The sequence below is a fragment of the Thermodesulfobacteriota bacterium genome, assembly GCA_035325995.1.
Taxonomy (GTDB): Bacteria; Desulfobacterota_D; UBA1144; order Nemesobacterales; family UBA2774; genus JADLGH01.
In genome coordinates, this window is record DAOKYU010000009.1 from 38122 (window position 1) to 51906 (window position 13785).

The 13785-nt window shown below is 62.9% G+C and carries 16 protein-coding genes; all 16 read left to right on the forward strand.

The window, feature by feature from the left end; all coding sequences use genetic code 11:
* Window positions 1-27: 27 nt before the first annotated feature.
* The 16 genes from PKC29_11965 (at window position 28) to PKC29_12040 (ending at window position 13772) form a co-directional block, all read left to right on the forward strand.
* Window positions 28-2424 (forward strand): DNA adenine methylase, encoded by a 2397-nt coding sequence (locus PKC29_11965; protein HML96131.1) that lies wholly within the window; start codon window positions 28-30, stop codon window positions 2422-2424.
* 12 nt (window positions 2425-2436) lie between these two features.
* Window positions 2437-2799 (forward strand): hypothetical protein, encoded by a 363-nt coding sequence (locus PKC29_11970; GenBank protein ID HML96132.1) that lies wholly within the window; start codon window positions 2437-2439, stop codon window positions 2797-2799.
* A gap of 18 nt (window positions 2800-2817) precedes the next feature.
* Window positions 2818-3681: a hypothetical protein gene (locus PKC29_11975; protein HML96133.1), complete on the forward strand. Its 864-nt coding sequence runs from the start codon at window positions 2818-2820 to the stop codon at window positions 3679-3681.
* A gap of 19 nt (window positions 3682-3700) precedes the next feature.
* The gene (locus PKC29_11980; GenBank protein ID HML96134.1) at window positions 3701-4060 is read left to right on the forward strand and encodes a hypothetical protein; all 360 of its coding nucleotides are present in this window, start codon (window positions 3701-3703) and stop codon (window positions 4058-4060) included.
* Window positions 4047-4511 (forward strand): hypothetical protein, encoded by a 465-nt coding sequence (locus tag PKC29_11985; protein ID HML96135.1) that lies wholly within the window; start codon window positions 4047-4049, stop codon window positions 4509-4511. Before PKC29_11980 ends, PKC29_11985 begins: the two co-directional genes overlap by 14 nt.
* A complete protein-coding gene (locus PKC29_11990; GenBank protein ID HML96136.1) occupies window positions 4498-4857 on the forward strand; it encodes a hypothetical protein in 360 nt (119 codons plus the stop codon). Before PKC29_11985 ends, PKC29_11990 begins: the two co-directional genes overlap by 14 nt.
* Complete coding sequence (locus PKC29_11995; protein ID HML96137.1) at window positions 4847-5332, forward strand: hypothetical protein; 486 nt, start codon at window positions 4847-4849, stop codon at window positions 5330-5332. Before PKC29_11990 ends, PKC29_11995 begins: the two co-directional genes overlap by 11 nt.
* Window positions 5333-5391: 59 nt before the next feature.
* Window positions 5392-5940: a hypothetical protein gene (locus PKC29_12000; GenBank protein ID HML96138.1), complete on the forward strand. Its 549-nt coding sequence runs from the start codon at window positions 5392-5394 to the stop codon at window positions 5938-5940.
* Between the two features lie 12 nt (window positions 5941-5952).
* Entirely contained in the window at window positions 5953-6210 is a 258-nt protein-coding gene (locus PKC29_12005; protein HML96139.1) for a hypothetical protein, read from the forward strand.
* Window positions 6211-6212: 2 nt separating this feature from the next.
* A complete protein-coding gene (locus PKC29_12010) occupies window positions 6213-7742 on the forward strand; it encodes a phage tail sheath subtilisin-like domain-containing protein (GenBank protein HML96140.1) in 1530 nt (509 codons plus the stop codon).
* Between the two features lie 15 nt (window positions 7743-7757).
* The gene (locus PKC29_12015) at window positions 7758-8219 is read left to right on the forward strand and encodes a phage tail protein (protein ID HML96141.1); all 462 of its coding nucleotides are present in this window, start codon (window positions 7758-7760) and stop codon (window positions 8217-8219) included.
* A 15-nt stretch (window positions 8220-8234) separates the two neighbouring features.
* Window positions 8235-8912: a hypothetical protein gene (locus PKC29_12020; GenBank protein HML96142.1), complete on the forward strand. Its 678-nt coding sequence runs from the start codon at window positions 8235-8237 to the stop codon at window positions 8910-8912.
* A 143-nt stretch (window positions 8913-9055) separates the two neighbouring features.
* Window positions 9056-12691: a phage tail tape measure protein gene (locus tag PKC29_12025; GenBank protein ID HML96143.1), complete on the forward strand. Its 3636-nt coding sequence runs from the start codon at window positions 9056-9058 to the stop codon at window positions 12689-12691.
* Window positions 12692-12699: 8 nt separating this feature from the next.
* Window positions 12700-13011 (forward strand): hypothetical protein, encoded by a 312-nt coding sequence (locus PKC29_12030; protein HML96144.1) that lies wholly within the window; start codon window positions 12700-12702, stop codon window positions 13009-13011.
* 3 nt (window positions 13012-13014) lie between these two features.
* Window positions 13015-13485, forward strand: coding sequence for a hypothetical protein (locus tag PKC29_12035; GenBank protein HML96145.1), 471 nt, complete (start codon window positions 13015-13017; stop codon window positions 13483-13485).
* Window positions 13482-13772: a hypothetical protein gene (locus PKC29_12040; GenBank protein ID HML96146.1), complete on the forward strand. Its 291-nt coding sequence runs from the start codon at window positions 13482-13484 to the stop codon at window positions 13770-13772. The genes PKC29_12035 and PKC29_12040 overlap by 4 nt, the downstream gene beginning before the upstream one ends.
* Window positions 13773-13785: the final 13 nt, after the last annotated feature.

Consider the following 13785-nt stretch of genomic DNA (forward strand, 5'->3'; position numbering starts at 1 on the left):
AGCACAGCAAACTGACCGGAGACGTTGATGGAACTGTTCGCCACAGACCTGGAAAGGCTGGCGTTTCTACTGGAGGCCGATGCGGCGCTGACTCTCGATCCCGACACGCTCGGGACCGAGGCCGCCGAACAGTCCGCTCCTGAAGAGCTCCCTCCCGAGAAACGCCCCAAGTACATCACCAACTACATCGGCAGTAAGCAGAAGCTCGTCGACTGGATCTGGAAGCATACCCCGGAAGGCACTGGCACGGTGCTGGACGCCTTTTCGGGGTCTGCGGTCGTGGCCTACATGTACAAGACCAAAGGCCTCCAGGTCATCGCCAACGACCGGCTCCGCTACTGCCATCACGCCGCCAAGGCGATCATCGAGAACAACTCGGTTCGCCTGAGCGAGGACGAGATCGAGGCGCTCCTGGCCGACAACGCCAAGGCGGGCAGCTTCGTTCAGGACAACTTCAAGGGCATCTTCTTCGCCAAGGGCGTCCATGCGCTGATCGACACCATCCGCGCCAACTGCGACAAGCTCTCCGGCTTCAAGAAAGATATCGCCCTGTTCGGCCTCGGCAAAACCTGCATGAGCGGCAAGGGTGGCTTCGGCCACTTCTCGTCGTCCACCGATTATGGCCGCCGCCAGGACACTCCCGACGAGTTCAAGGATCGCCTGCGCAAGAACCTGCAGCGCATCAACGCCCTGGTCTTCGACAACGACAAGGAGAACAAGGCATACCGGCAGGACATCAACGATCTGCTGCCGAAAGCCAAGGCGGATCTGGCCTACTTCGATCCGCCTTACGCCACCGAGTTTTCGACCACCAACTACGAGCGGGCCTACCACTTCGTGGAGGGGCTCATGACCTATTGGGAAGGGCTCGAAATCAAAGCCGACACCAAGGTCAAGTATTACGAGACCGACCACAAGACCGTCACCAAGGCCAACGCCAGCGAGTTCTTCCAGACCTTTCTCGGCAACGCCAAGCACATCCCGCACTGGCTGATCTCCTATCGCGATCACGCCTATCCCAACGAGCAGGAGATGAAGCGGATCATCGGCTCCTTTGGCAAGCAGAGCCGGATGAAGTCCAAGGATCACCACTACGCCATCACTTCCAAGCACGGCGAGGCTTCCAACGCCAAGGAGCGTCTGTTCGTCTGCGCTCCCGGGGCCAAGGCCAGCGCCGAGCGGGAGGAGAAACCCGTTCCGATGGCTGCCGCCGCGAACTTCCACACCAGCATCCCCGTGGACATCCGGCTGGGCGAAGGCGAACGCCTCACGACCGAGGCCATGGATGTCGGCTCGGCGGGCGACCCCCAGTTCAGCTTCGTGCTCTGCCGCACCGGCACCAACAAGAACGGCGACCACTTCACCGCCGAGGAGTTGTCCGGTCGGCACATGACGGCCGTGAACAAGAAGGTCGATCTGCAGCATTCGCAGGAGTTCAACGACATCGTTGGTGGCATCGTCGCCGCCGACTACCTGGAGGACGACAACGGGGGCCGCGTGGAATGCGTCGGCGAGCTGTACGTCCACGACACCCCGGCCGCCCGGCTGGCCTACAAGCTGATGAAGCGCGGGATCATCTCCCAGGTCTCCATGGAGTGCGACTACCAGGAAGGCGAATGCTCGGTCTGCCACAAGCGCTTCCAGAACAAGGCCGACTACTGCACCCACCTGCGCAAATTCAAGGGCCGTGATTTCAACGGCCAACCCGTTTTCGAGATTCTGCACGGCGTCACTTTCACCGGACTGGGACTGCTCGACCGCAAAGGCGCGGACGAGAACGCCAGGATTCTGCAGGTGGCGTCCCTTCAGAGCCAGCCCGACCAATCCCAACCCGAAGGAGATTCCACGATGGAAGACAAAACCAAACCCACCGATGACCAGGCCGTCGAAGCGGCCAAGAAGAAACCGGCCCAGCAGGAAGGCGATCCTGCCCGCGTTACCGACCTGGAAAAGGAAAACCGGCAGCTCAAGGCCCAGGTCGCCGAGCTGCAGAAACGCGTCCAGGAACTGGAAGCCGAACAAAAGGCGGCCGCCTGCCGCTCCCGGGCCAAGAAGCTGCTCACCCGTCTGGAGAAGCAGGGACTCTCCTTCGCTTCCGAGGAGGACCGGGAAGCCGAACTGAAACGCCTGGCCGAACTGTCCGACGAAGCCTTCGCCGCCACCGAGGCTGCTTACGAACGCCTGCCCAAGTCGGCCAAAGCGGACAAGGACAAGGAAGAGAAACCCGCCGACAGCGACCAGGGCGGCAAGCCCGCCGCCAAGGCCTCGACGGAAACCCCGCTGCGCAGCGACGCCGGTGTCCGGCCCCACGATGTGGACGACCGCAAGGTGTCGCTCGAGGACCGCCTGCGCGACGGGTTCATGGCCGCTTACCGCAACCGTGTCGGCGAGGACTCTCCCGAACACTCGGAAATCAACGCATAAGGAGGAAACACCATGTCATTCATCAATCCGTGTCACCGCAGCCTCGCCTATGGCGACGGCCACATCCAGGGCGACGGCCAGCTTGGCCAGGTGGTCCGCGTGGTCGGCGACGACCTGTTCGCCGTCAACACCGATCCCACCAAGCGTTCCTTCGGCATCCTGATCAAGGACTACGCCGGTGGCGAAATGCCCGGTATCTACTGCGATGGCGGCGTCTACGAGACCGACGCCTTCGAAGGGACCGTCGTCGCCGGAGACGACCTGAAAGTTTCGGCGGGCGGTCGCCTGACCAACGGTGTCGCGGCCGGAGAGCACGTGGTCGCCCACGCCATTTCCGTACAGAGCGGCGTCCTCAAATTTCGACTGCTCGTCTAACCCAAGGAGCCAACGCACATGAAAACCAATCAGTTGAAGATCCACTCCCAGGAGTACATGGAAACCATGGCGCGGCTCATGAGCGAGGCTCTCGAGTCGCCCGAAGGCATGCGGGCGCTTGCCGCCGCCATTGCCGCGCCCATCGAACAGGAGATCAAGCGCAAGGAGATCTCCTCGCTGCTGCTCACCAAGCACACGCTGCCCAAGGGCGAACGTCCGGTTTACCAGAAGAAACCGACCGTCAAGGCCCACTGGATCAGCAAGGACGGCGACGCCCAGGAGCAGGAGGTGGGCAAGGACGAAGTCGAGTTCCCCACCAATCGCATCCACTCCAATCCGATGGTGGACGTGTCCGTCCTCAAGAACGGCAACATCGGCACGCTGATGGACATCCAGACCAGCGCAGCCGACGCCATCCGCAAGGAGATGGACCGCCGCACCATCTCGGTGCTCTCCTCGGCCATCCCGGCGACCAACACCATCGAGGTCACCGGCGACCTGCTCACCGAAGAGGCGCTGAACGAAGCCATCTCGATCATCGAGGACCTGGAGCTGTCGGTGAAGTACATCGTCATGCGCGGCCGCCGGTTCAACGACATGCGCGGCTGGAACCTCGATCCCCAGACCAAGCTCGAGCTGCGCCAGAAGGGTGTCATCAAGAACTACGGCACCGGCGGCATTCTGCTGACCGCCTCCATGCCGCTGGACGAGATCATCATCGTCCCGGATGAAGAGGTCGGAAAGATGCCGGTGCGCGAAAACCTGAAGACGGAGTCCATCGATCAGAAGACCCGCTTCAAGACCGGCTGGCTGGTGTGGTCCGAGATCGGTCAGGGCATTACCCGCCCTGACATCATGGCCAAGGTCAAACTGGTTCCGTAATCTTAGGAGGTGACGTGAGATGAATCGAATCAAGAACATCCGTCCCGGCGTTCTGGTGATCCCCGACGCCGGGCTGAAACTCAAGCCCGGCCAGGTGGTCGAGGTGGAACGCCTCACCAAGCAGATCCAGGCAGCACTCAAGAATGGCCGCCTGGCCATGGCCGACAAACCGAAGCAGGAACCGCTCGCCCCTCCAGAGCCCGATCAGGACGCGGAACCGGTGGACCTGAGCAAGCTCTCCGCCACCGACGCCATCTCCAGGGTCAACGAGGAAGCCAATCCGGAAACCCTTAAGGGCTACATGGAAACTGAAAAACGCCGCACGGTGATCGACGCGCTCAAGAGCCGTCTGGAGGGCCTGCAAGGTGCTGCTGAGTGACCTGATCGCCGACCTGCGGCTCGACCTGTCCGATCCGGGCGCATCTCTCTTCGAGGACCAGACTCTGGAGAGATGCGTCCGGAAGGCCGTTTTCCGGGTGAGCCGCGATCTCGACCAATCGCTGACGATCACGGCCGGAGAGATCACCCCTGATCCCACCGGCGAGGTCCGCGAGCTCCTGGTGATCATGGCGCAGATCCATGCCTGCCAGGTCATGCGTTCGGCCACCGCCAACACCTTCTCCTTTTCCAGCGGCGACAAGCGGGTGGACAAAACCGGCCAGCCCGGCCACTGGGCCAAGCTCGAGGCCGATCTGCTCGCCGACTACCGCCAGCGGCTCACCGAGCTGCGTCCGGACACCCAGCTCGATCAGGAAGCCTACATCCTGACCCCGAGCGGCCTTACGCCGGTCATCTACGAACAAGGGATCGATCTCGATGTTGTTGAATGACCGGGAACGCGCCGAAGCCGTGGCCGACGTCGCCCGGCTGATCCTCTCCTCGGGCCAGACAGCACGCGTCCTGCGCGTGGTTCCCGGCGAGCGGCTCTACGGCACCGACGATGCCGAATACACGGAAATCTCCGTCATCCCCCTCGAACTGAACGAAACCCCGCCGGAGGAGCTGAGCGGCAAGATCGACGCGCTTGCCTGTGTCCTTCCGGATGCCGATGTCCGGGGTGAAGACCGCCTGGCCTCAGACAGGGAAACCTATCGCATACAGAGTGTGGAAGAAGAACACTTCTTCGGCACCGTCACTCATAAGAACCTGCAACTGGTGAAGCTCAATGGGCGTTAGGCGGACCGGTGACTGGGACAAGGCCCGCGCCAAGCTGACCACCGGCATGGGGCCACGTCTGGCCACGGCCCTGCGACAGGCCACGATCCGCAACGCCCTTTTTCTGGTGCGCGAGATCCAGCGGGGGATTCGCTCCCAGGCCCCGGGCGGACAGGCCTTCGTGAAACTCGCCGCAAGCACCATCGAGCGCAAAGGTTCCAGCAAGGCGCTCATCGACACCGGCTTTCTCGTCAACGCCATCACCCAGAAGATCATGGCCGACAAGGCGTTCGTCGGCCTGCTGCGCGGCACCGTCAACAAGGACGGGGAAGACATGGTGAACATCGGTGCCGTCATGGAGTACGGGGCCACCATCAAACATCCGAACGGCGCGACCATCATCATACCCGCCAGACCATTTCTGCATCCGGTGATGGAGAAGTACCGCGAACAGATCCTCCAGAACTATCGCGAGGCGATCCGCTCCGCGCTTTGAGCCTCCGACACATCGCCAGCGCTTCCGGTAAGTAACCAGGCAGAAAACGGAGGCGTCCCTTGAGCACGATACAGACCGTCACAGAAACCCTGATCCGCCTGGCCAAACAGACCATCCACCCGGACACCGTGCTGGTGTTCCCGGATGACCTGTTCGAGGTCCAGCGTACCCCCAGCGTCATCCTCCAGGGGCCGAAGCTGGCGGAAGACCGTTTCCGCCGCAGCCAGAGCCGCCTGTTCGAGAAGAATGTCACGGAGCTGAGTTTCGAGGAGTGCCGGTTTCCCAGGCTCTATCACCTCGATTTCGACCTGGTGGTGACCGTGGACCGGGAGGCCGAACTGCTCGGTTTTCACGAATCGGTGTCGCGGTTCCTCCAGCTTTACCCGGAGATCGCCATCGCCGACCAGGGCAGCCTGAACCTTACCGAACTGGTTCCTCTGGGCGGCCTGGCCCGGGTGAACCTCTCCAACCTCCGGCAAAGCTCCGGACGCATTCGCATCGAATCCTGCCCGGTGTACGACGGCGACCTGCGCGACGGTCGGCTGATCCGGGACCGGACCTTCCAGTTTCACGGCGACGTGACAGAGCAACGAACCATTCAACCGTAAAGGAGAACAACCGTGATCGAGATCAGAAACCTGCAGTTCCAACCCCTGACGTTCAACCTCTCCGGCCAGGGAACCCTTCACCTCGGGCCGCGAGAACGCAAGAGCATCGCCCGCAAGGACCTCTCCGCCGAGATCAAGACCGCCGGAAAACGCGGCCTGGTGCGCATCACCGACCTGACCGGCGGCGCGGAACCGGAGCCGGAAAAGCCCACGGCAACCGATGACGCCGCAGCCGATGAGGCCAAGACCACCAGCAAGCGGAGGAAATAACCATGCCGACCTATCTATCGCCCGGGATTTACACCCGGGAAACGGACTTCAGTTTTTATGTGAAGCAGATCTCGACCTCGTCGGCCGCCATGGTCGGGGTGGCCGAGAAAGGTCCGATCAACAAGCCGGTGCTGGTGACGAGCTGGGAACAGTTCATCAACCGTTTCGGCTCCTACATCAACGAGAGCTATCTGGCCTACGCCGCCCGGGCGTTTTTCGACAACGGCGGCTCGGTCCTTTACGTCACCCGCATCGCCCATCTCACCGATCCCACCGACCGTGACACCCTGACGGCGCTCAAGGCATCCGTCGTCCTGCAGAACCGGGAGGCGACCCCCGCCGACGCCCTGCGGATCGAGGCCGTGAACGAAGGCGTCTGGGGCGACCGACTCTCCGTCTCCATCGAGGACGGCTCCCTTGACCCGGCCAACCATTTCAACCTGGTGGTCCGGCATAAAGGCGATGTGGTCGAGGTGTTCAAGGATCTGAGCATGGACGAGACGCTGCCCAACCATGTGGAGCTGGCGATCAACGACCGTTCGGATTTCATCCTGGTCCAGGATCTGGCAGCCGTGTCGGGAACGCCCGGCGACCGTCCGGCATTGGGCGTGTTCACACTCACCGGCGGTGACAACGGGCTGGCCGATCTGGCCGATGCCGATTTCATCGGCGATCCCTCGCAGCATACCGGCCTCTATGGCTTTGACGAGATCGACGCCCTGAACCTGCTGATGGTTCCCGGCGTCACGACGGTGCCGGTGATCAACGCCGGAATCGCCTATGCCGAAGGGCGCAAGGATCTGCTGTTCATCGCCGACATGCCCATGCACCTGGAGCCGCTCGAAGCGGTCGACTTCCGCAAGGGACAAGGGATGTACAGCCACGCGGCCTTCAACTCCTCCTACGCGGCGCTCTACTACCCCTGGCTGGAGATCAGCGATCCGGTCAACTCGCGCAAGAAGCTGGTGCCGCCCTGCGGCGCGGTGGCGGGCTGCATCGCCCGCAGCGACCAGAAGACCAACGTCTGGAACGCGCCCGCCGGTATCGACCGGGGCCGCATCTTCAACACGCTCTCCCTGGCCTACAAGACCAGCCGTGGCGAGCGCGATGTGCTCTATCCGGAAGGGATCAACGTCATCGCCGTGTTCCCCGACACCGGCATCAACATCTGGGGGCAGAAGACACTGCAGAGCCAGCCCTCGGCCGTGGACCGCATCAACGTCCGCCGCCTGATGATGTACATGGAGGAAGCCATCTCGGAATCCTCCCGCTTCGTGGTGTTCGAACCGAACCATCCCCAGACCTGGCGTGCCCTCGGCCGCCTGATCAATCCCTTCCTTCAGGACATCAAGGACAAGGGCGGCCTCTACGACTTCGCATTCCAGTGCGACGAGGAGACCAATACCCCGGCGGTCATCGACCGCAACGAAATGGTGGCCCGCGTGTTCGTCAAGCCGACCAAGACGGCGGAGTTCATCGAGCTGAACTTCATCCTGACCAGCACCGGCGCGGACTTCAAAGAAATCATCTAACGGGAGAACACGGCTATGAGAAGCGGAAATATGCCCAAGAGCCTTTACCAGAACTGGCAGTTCGCCATCGAGGTAAACGGCTTCGACGTGGCCCTGTTCCACAAGGGACAGGAGCCCAAAACAGAATTCGAGGAAGTGGCCTTTGCCCCGGCCGGTTCGATGTTCGACCAGAAGGTGGCGGGGCGGGTCAAGTTCGAGGACATCACCCTCGAGAAAGGCACCCTGCAGGACGGCTCCGACGAGGCGGCACGCGAATGGATCAAGAAACAGGTGGACGTGAACGCCGTCACCGGCGGTCTTCCGGCCGACTACATGCGCGACATCGACGTTGTCCGCTACGACCGCACCGGCAACGAGACTCGCCGCTGGACCCTGCACGGGGCCTGGGTGAAGGCGCTCGAATACGACGAGCTCGAAGGCGGCAACACCGAGAACACCATCGAGAAGCTCACCATCTGCTTCCAATACTGGACCTAAACCGGAGGATCGACCATGTACAGCTTTGAACTGCCAAGCGGCACTGAACTCGAGCTTCGGGAAATGACCGGGGCCGAGGAAGAACTGCTCACCAACCAGCGCCTGATCCGCTCCGGAGAGGCGATCAACCAGGTGCTCCGCAACTGTTTTGTCCGGCTGGGCGAGAAGACCGACCCCGATCTTTCCGAGGTGATGAACCTGCTCTCGGGTGACCGGTTGTTCGCCCTGGTCCGCCTGCGCCAGATTTCCCTCGGTGACGAGGTGGAGCTGGAGCTGAGCTGTCCGAACAGCTCCTGCCGCATGAGCAACTTTGTGACCATCAATCTCGAGGATCTCAAGGTCACCCCCTACGGCGAGGAGCGGGAGTTCGCCTTCAAGCTGCCCGGTTCGAAGAAAACCGTGCGCTTCGGATATCTCGACGGCCACAAGGAAAAGCGTCTGGCCAGCCTGCGCGAGCCCAACATCACCTCGGCCATGCTCATCCGCGTCCTCGACATCGACGGCAAGGCTCCCTCCAAGAAGAGCCTGGCGGAAATGTCGATGCGCGACCGCAACGCGCTGCGGCAGGAGATGTCGCGGGTCGACGCGGGAATCGACACCTCGGTCGAGACCGAATGCGATGGCTGCGGCACCAAGATCCGTACCCGCCTGGAGGCCGAACCGGCTTTTTTGTTCCCCGGAGTTCGCTTGTAAGCGACGCATTCTTTCTCGCTTACGGCGGACTGCACTGGGGCTGGTCGGAAACCCGCTCGCTGACGCTCAGGGTCCGGCGTCAGTTCGTCGAGGCCCTCGAGCGGCAACTTGATTTTGAACGTGAGCAAACGGAACGGCGATAGATGAACGGCGATCTCGGACTGGGCATAGTGGTATCGATGAAGGATGCGTTCTCGCAGAACGCGCAGCGCATCCGTGGTTCCATGATGGACCTCGATTCCACCGTGGCGGATGCCAGCGAGCGGATGACCCGCAACCTGGACCGCATCCAGCAAGGGACCATGATGCTGGGGGCGGGACTGGCCCTGATGGCAGTACCCGCCGCCCTGGTCGCCTCCACCGCCGCGACCCAGAAAGCCCTGGGCGAGCTGGCGTCCCTCGGCGTGCAGGACCTCCGGGCCATCGAGGACGCCGCCGAATCCTTCACCAACCAATGGTCCGGTGCCGACAAGGCCGCCTTCATCACCGCCACCTACGACGTGAAATCGGCCCTGTCCAACCTCAGCGACGAGGCGGTGGGCGTATTCACCTCCATGGCCGCCATGACCGCCAAGGCGACCAAGGCCACCACCCAGGAGATGGTCGGCACCTTCACCACGGCCTACGGGATCTTCAAGCCCATCATGGCCGACATGAACGACATGGAATGGGCGACCGCCTTTTCCGGAGCCATGGCGCAAACCGTGGCCTCGTTCAAGACCAACGGCACCCAGATGGCCGACGCCATCAAGAACATCGGCGCGGTGGCGGCGGCGAGCAACATTCCCCTGAACGAGCAGCTCGCCGTGCTTGGCCAGCTTCAGACCACCATGCCCGGCTCCGAGGCGGGCACGCTGTACAAGGCGTTCATCATGAAGGCGGCCGAGGCCGGGGACGAGCTTGGCCTGTCGTTCACCGACACCAGCGGCCGCCTCAAGGGCGTGGTTCCCATCCTGCAGGAGATCAAACGCCAGTTCCCCGACCTCTCCAACGCCGCCGCCCAGGTGAAACTGAAGAAGGCCTTCGGTTCCGACGAGGCGGTCAAGTTCCTGCTGCAGATGTCGGCGGGCATGGAGAGCCTCGAAGGCAATATCCAGTCGGTGGGCCGGGCCATGAAGACCGGCACGGCAGTCACCGAGCAGATGGCCGACGCCATGAACCAGGACATCGGAGCCCGGTTCCTGCTTCTGCGCCAGCAGATGGCCAACCTCAGCGAAATCCTGGGCCGCACTCTGCTGCCGGTGGTCACGCCGATGATCAACGGGGTCTCCCGCTTCATTCTGTTCCTGCAGCGCATGGCCAAATCAATGCCGGGCGTGACCCGGGTGGTCCTGGGACTGTCCATGGCCCTCGGCACCATTCTGGTCGTGGCCGGAGCCGTCACCGCCGCCGTGGGCATGGTGGGACTCATGCTTCCCGCCATCAAGGCCGGGTTCGTGGCCATCAGCGCCGCGTTGGCCGGGGTGGGTTCGGCGGTCGCGACCTATTTTCTGCCCGTCACCGCGATCATCGCGGGCGTGATCCTCTCGGTGTATCTGCTCAAACGCGCCTGGGAAACCAACTTCGGCGGCATCCAGGACGTCATAACCGGGGCCTGGAACAAGGTCTCGCTGGTGTTCCGGGGGGTCAGAGAGCTGGTGGGTTCGCTCAGCGGCGGCGTCGGGCAGATGTCGGCCGAACTGGCCCAGAAGCTCGAATCCGCCGGACTGATGGGCTTCGTGGTCACCGTCTTCAAAGCCTATTACCGCGTTCGTGAGGCCCTGGCCGGATTGTGGGCCGCGTTCTCCCATGCCTTTGGCCGCATCCGCGCCATCCTCGAACCCACCGTCCGCACCCTGATGAGTGCCTATGCGGCGCTGGCCAGCGCGGTCTTTTCAGTGGTGGAGATCTTCGGCGTTGCCGCCAGCGCCACCGACGGGTCGTCCTGGCGCACCTTCGGCACGGTTATCGGCACCGTCGCCGGTGTGCTTCTGCAGGGGCTGGCATTCGCGCTGAAGATCGTGGCCTGGAACCTGTCGCTCATCGTCCGAGCCCTGGCGGTGGTGGTGCGCAGCGTGGTCTGGGTCGGCAAGGTCATCGTCGGGTCCCTGGTCGGAGCAACCAAGTTCATCTACAAGTTCCTGCTGCCCGTGCGCATGATCGGCGAGGCCTTCGTGGCCGCCGGGAAGATCGTCTATGCGGTCTGGCAAGTGCTGACCGGCGACATTTCCCTGCTGGACGGTCTCAAGGCCATCGGCGGCGCGGTCTACGATTTACTCGCCACCCCGTTCCGCTGGGCGCGGGATGTGGTGGTCGGTGTCTGGAATTTCATTTCCGGGATCTTCACCTCCATCGGACGCCTGGTGGCTGACGCCGCCGGACAGATCGGCCAGGCGATTCTGAATCTGCCGATCATCAGCACCCTGCGAGATCTGTTTGCCACCGTGCGCTCCTTCTTCGCCGGGGATACCACCTTCTTCGAGGCGGGCAAGAAGCTACTGATCACCCTGGGAGAAGGGATCTGGTCGGCGGTGACCTATCCATTCACCATGCTTAAGAACGCCCTCGGCAAGTTGCGCAATCTGCTGCCGTTCTCCGATGCCCGCGAGGGACCACTCGCCAGCCTGACCGCCTCCGGTTCCGCGCTGCTCAAGACCCTCGCCGACGGCATGAGCCTTACCCAGTCGCTGCCCGCGAAAGTGTTCGGCTTCGCCGCTCGCGGGATTCTCTCGGCCGCTGCGGGAACCTGGCAGCAGATCAAAACGGCAGGCGGCAACCTCATGGATGCCGCCTCGGCTCCCTTCCGGATGGCCGGAAAACTCTGGGATGGGTTGACCTCCGGCGCTCAAACCGTCGCGGCCAAGGCCGGTGCCATCTTCGGCGGTCTCAAACAATCCCTGTTTGGCAACACGCCCGAACTGGCGCTCACGCCGCCCCAGGTCAATGCCTGGGACGCGCTGGCCACAGGAGCCGTCAATCTCCGCGACCGGATCGTTGCCACGCTGTCTGCCGTCCCCGGGGCTGTCGGTCGAATCTTTGCCAGTGCCGGTACCGAGGGGCAATCCCTCTGGCAAAGGCTTTCCAGCGGCGCGAGCGCGGGCATCCAGGCACTCAAGGATCGCAGCACCGGGATCGCCAACGGTTTGCTCTCCTCCGCTCGCGCCATGCTGGGAGTCCAGACCCCGATTCCGCAGGTGGCCGAGCAGAAACAACCGCTCGGAGCTACGCCGCCCGCCGAATCGATTGGGCAACGCATCATCGAAAGCGTGCTCAGTCTCATGCCGCGTCTGGACGAGCGCCTGGTGCCCAAGGCTCTGAGCGCCATGCTGATGCTCCAGCCGGTCATGGCCACGGCCGCGCCGCATCCGCAACAGATGAACGGCACCGTGCAGACCGTCGCGGCAGCCGTTGAGCCGGTAAGTAAGAGCTATATCCAGCCGTTTGCGGTGGAACCGGCACCGGAAATCGGAAGTGCCTCTCTGGCTCCGGCCGGGATCGAGCGGCCCAAGACAACCGCGCCGACTCCGATAGCGAAGCCCCTGCAATCCGGACTCACCGAGACGGTGCCTTCCGAACGGTTGATTGCTCCGGCCCGCACCGCTCCCGCGATACTCCTGCGGGCAGAGGAAAGCGGTCCGGGTCTGCGCGAGCTGCTGGAATCGCTGCTCTCGCGCCTCGATGGCCTGGCCGAGCGCCCGGTGGAACTGAGCGTGACCACCAACATCGATGGCCGGAAGGTGGCCGAGGCAGTCTACAAGGACCTTCGCGAGCGGAAGATCAGAAATTACGAAACACTTTGAGAGGACCGATGAAACGCATCTTTGTCTGCAGCCCGTTCGCGGGTGACATAGCCCGAAACGTCAAGGTAGCCGAGGCGCTTTGCCGACGGGTCATGAGAAACGGTCACGCGCCGTTCGCGCCGCACCTGTTGTATCCAACCTTTACCGATGACAGCGTTCCCGAGCAGCGGGAGACGGGCATCGCCTGCGGCCTGGCCTACATGGAATGTTGCGACGAGGTGTGGGCGTTCACCGGCAACGGCATTTCCAGCGGCATGCGGCGGGAACTCGACCGGGCCGGACAACTGGGCAAGCCGATCCTCGAGATCGCCGAGGTGTAAGGAATGGCCTGGGATCAACAGCCCATCAAGGGATATCTGGTGGACGCCGACACGGGGGAGCGGCTCGAATTCCAGTACAACCCCAACTCCATCAGCGACGAGAAGTCGACCGACTACGCGACGATCAAGATCCCCGGCATGAGCCACCCGCGCTACCAGTATGTCGCCGGGGAACCGCGCCGGATCGCCTTCAAGGTCGAGCTGTTCAAGGGGCCGGTGAAGCAGAAGGTCGACTGGCTCCGCTCGCTGCAATATCCGGAACACGCCGGAACCATGCTCAAGAACGCGCCGCACCGTGTGCTGCTCATCTTCGGCGATCTCTACCCCGGCGTGACCTGCATCGTCCGGCAGGTGAAGGCGCGTTTCTTCGGCCTGTTCGACCGGGACAACCTGCTACCGCAACGGGCCGAGGTGGACATCGTCCTCGAAGAATACGTGGACCGCTCCATCAACTGGTCGGAGGTACGTTTATGATCGGCCGCGATTCCCGATACGCCCGCTGCCTTCTCTACCGGGACAGCGACGGCACCTCCCTCGGCATGCGCCAGCGCATCGACAATACCCCCAGACACGACGACCGCCTACACACTGTGGTCGAGGGCGACCGCCTGGATCTGCTCGCGCACCGCTATCTGGGTGACGCCCGGCTCTGGTGGATCATCTGCGACTACAACGACATCTTTTTTCCGTTGGCGCTCGAGCCCGGTCTGGCGCTGCGCATTCCCTCCCGCGAACACGTCCAGATGCGCCTGCTCGACTGAGGCGTCCGACACC

Coding starts and splice junctions, on each gene's coding strand:
- PKC29_11965 (HML96131.1), top strand. CDS start 28: ATGGAACTGTTCGCCACAGACCTGGAAAGGCTGGCGTTTCTACTGGAG.
- PKC29_11970 (HML96132.1), top strand. CDS start 2,437: ATGTCATTCATCAATCCGTGTCACCGCAGCCTCGCCTATGGCGACGGC.
- PKC29_11975 (HML96133.1), top strand. CDS start 2,818: ATGAAAACCAATCAGTTGAAGATCCACTCCCAGGAGTACATGGAAACC.
- PKC29_11980 (HML96134.1), top strand. CDS start 3,701: ATGAATCGAATCAAGAACATCCGTCCCGGCGTTCTGGTGATCCCCGAC.
- PKC29_11990 (HML96136.1), top strand. CDS start 4,498: ATGTTGTTGAATGACCGGGAACGCGCCGAAGCCGTGGCCGACGTCGCC.
- PKC29_11995 (HML96137.1), top strand. CDS start 4,847: ATGGGCGTTAGGCGGACCGGTGACTGGGACAAGGCCCGCGCCAAGCTG.
- PKC29_12010 (HML96140.1), top strand. CDS start 6,213: ATGCCGACCTATCTATCGCCCGGGATTTACACCCGGGAAACGGACTTC.
- PKC29_12015 (HML96141.1), top strand. CDS start 7,758: ATGAGAAGCGGAAATATGCCCAAGAGCCTTTACCAGAACTGGCAGTTC.
- PKC29_12020 (HML96142.1), top strand. CDS start 8,235: ATGTACAGCTTTGAACTGCCAAGCGGCACTGAACTCGAGCTTCGGGAA.
- PKC29_12025 (HML96143.1), top strand. CDS start 9,056: ATGAACGGCGATCTCGGACTGGGCATAGTGGTATCGATGAAGGATGCG.
- PKC29_12030 (HML96144.1), top strand. CDS start 12,700: ATGAAACGCATCTTTGTCTGCAGCCCGTTCGCGGGTGACATAGCCCGA.
- PKC29_12035 (HML96145.1), top strand. CDS start 13,015: ATGGCCTGGGATCAACAGCCCATCAAGGGATATCTGGTGGACGCCGAC.
- PKC29_12040 (HML96146.1), top strand. CDS start 13,482: ATGATCGGCCGCGATTCCCGATACGCCCGCTGCCTTCTCTACCGGGAC.